Annotated in this window: 1 protein-coding gene; it reads left to right on the top strand. The window is 60.9% G+C overall.

The genetic code is table 11. The annotated features are described in order from the left end of the window. Positions 1-161: 161 nt before the first annotated feature. Positions 162-2,333, top strand: coding sequence for a TonB-dependent siderophore receptor (locus C722_RS0107350; RefSeq protein WP_017639883.1), 2,172 nt, complete (start codon positions 162-164; stop codon positions 2,331-2,333). Positions 2,334-2,347: the final 14 nt, after the last annotated feature.

Below are 2,347 nucleotides of genomic sequence, written 5' to 3'. Positions count from 1 at the left end.
TTCTGCCCGTATGCCAGGGACGGCCACCAGGCAGTGATTGACTTCTAAATAGTAACGATTCTGATTTGATATCTTATTGCCATGTAATAGAGTATTGAACGGTTTAGGGGAACGCGCCTGGTGCGCGGTTTTAAGGATCATTTCAAGGACAGCTGCTAGCCATGCACAAAGTCGTAGCTCACGGATTCCAGATCACCCTGCTGGCGGCGGCCGTCGCCTGGCAGACCCAGGCGACGGCCCAGGCGAAGGAAGCGCCCGCCGCCATCGCGCCGACGACCATTACCGCCGAGGCCGAGCCCTCGCCAGTCGGTCCGGACGTGGGCTACAAGGCCAATAACAGCGCGGCAGCCAGCAAGACAAGTACTCCGCTCGCGGAGACCCCGCGTTCGGTCTCGGTGGTTACCCAGCAACGCATCAAGGATCAGCAAGCACAGACCCTGACCGACATCCTCGGCTACACCCCGGGCATCTTTTCGCCACCGTTCGCCGTGGGCGACGGCTTGGCCGGCGACTACTTCTTCATCCGCGGCTTCAATGCGACCGACTATGGCTATGGCCTCTATCGCGACGGCCTGAGAGTTCAGGGCAATCGCTACGACACCACCTCGGAGCCTTATGGCTTGGAGCGGGTTGAGGTATTCCGCGGGCCAAGCTCCATCCTCTACGGCGAGAACGCCCCTGGCGGCTTGGTCAACCTGGTCAGCAAGCGTCCCACGGCTGATTCACGTGGTGAAGTTCAGGCAAGCTATGGCAGTAACAATCGGCGCCAGCTCGGACTGGACGTCTCCGGCCCCCTCACCGATGACGGCAGTGTGCTCGGGCGGGTGGTGATGCTTGGCCGCAAATCCGACACCCAGGTGGACCATGTGCCCGATGACCGCTTCTACATCGCGCCGTCGATCACCTTCAACCTGAGCGACAGCACCGCCCTGACGCTGCTGTCCAGCTACCAGCGTGACCGTACCGCCATCGAGCTGGGCTATCCGGCCGCCGGAACCCTGTTCAACAACCCCAACGGCAAGCTCAGCCGTAACGCCATGCTCGGCAACCCAGACTGGGACAAGTTCGAGCGCGAGACCTGGAGTCTGGGCTACGAATTCTCCCACCAGTTCAACGACGTCTGGACCTTCCGCCAGAATTCCCGCTACCTGCAGTCGCGGATCGACCGGCATGAGATCTGGCCGGGAGCCCTGAATCAAGGTGGGTTCGGGACCACCGTGGCGGTATCGGCGTACGATCGCCAGAACAAGTCGATGGTCTACTCGCTGGATAACCAGCTCGAAGGCAAGTTCGATACTGGCAACTTCCAGCACACCCTGTTGTTTGGCGCGGGCTACGACCGGACATCCTACAGCCAGGACTGGAACGCCAACGACCCCAGGGCACCGATTCTCGTCAACGTCTTCAACCCCGTTTACGCCGGTGACCCCACGACGCCGCTCTCCGTTGCCGACAGTCTGCTGACCCAAAATCTCTACGGCACCTACAGCCAGCTGCAGACCAAGTACGACAACTGGATTTTCCTGCTGGGCGGACGCATGGACTGGGCCCAGAGCGAATACCGCAACCGCCGCACCTTCGCCGCCGCGGCGCAGGACGATAGCGACTGGAACCACAAGTTCACCTGGCAGACCGGGCTGATGTACCAGTTCGATAATGGGCTGTCGCCCTATGTCAGCTATGCCCGCGGCTTCGTACCGGTGCAGCAGCCGCCGGTCAATGGTCCGGCGTTCAGCCCCATCACCAGCGAACAGTACGAAGTAGGGATGAAGTACGAACCCAAGGGCTGGAACACCAGCGTTACGGCCTCGGCATTCGACCTGCGCAAGGACAACGACGTCATCACCGAGAACAACCTGCCACGCCAGGTCGGTGAGAGTCGCTCCAAGGGCTTCGAGTTGGAGATCAACAGTAACCTCACCGACAACCTGAACTGGGTGACGGCCTACACCTATACCGATGCCCGGATCACCAAGGACGCGCCTGGCTCACGTTTCGAGGATCGGCAGATGACCGGGGTGCCACGCAACTTCGCCTCCAGCTGGCTGACCTACAGATTCAAGGATGGCGAGCTGCGCGGTCTGCGCCTGTCCGGCGGCGTGCGCTACATCGACAGCGTGTACTCCTACACCACCACCTACGGCAAGCTGGATACCGGCGACGTCACCCTGGTGGACGCTGGTATCGGCTATGACTTCGACCGCCACTGGTCACTGGACGTCAACGCCAAGAACCTGTTCGACAAGGAGTACGTCTCGGGTTGCAACGATGCCGGTCGTTGTTACTGGGGCGACGAACGTAGCGTCATAGGCACCGTCGCCTATCGCTGGTAAGAACCTGTTCACGA

Source organism: Pseudomonas sp. 313, assembly GCF_000316965.1.
Classification (GTDB): Bacteria; Pseudomonadota; Gammaproteobacteria; order Pseudomonadales; family Pseudomonadaceae; genus Chryseomonas; species Chryseomonas benzopyrenica.
This window is presented reverse-complemented; position numbering and strand designations above follow the sequence as displayed.

Coding starts and splice junctions, on each gene's coding strand:
- C722_RS0107350 (WP_017639883.1), top strand. CDS start 162: ATGCACAAAGTCGTAGCTCACGGATTCCAGATCACCCTGCTGGCGGCG.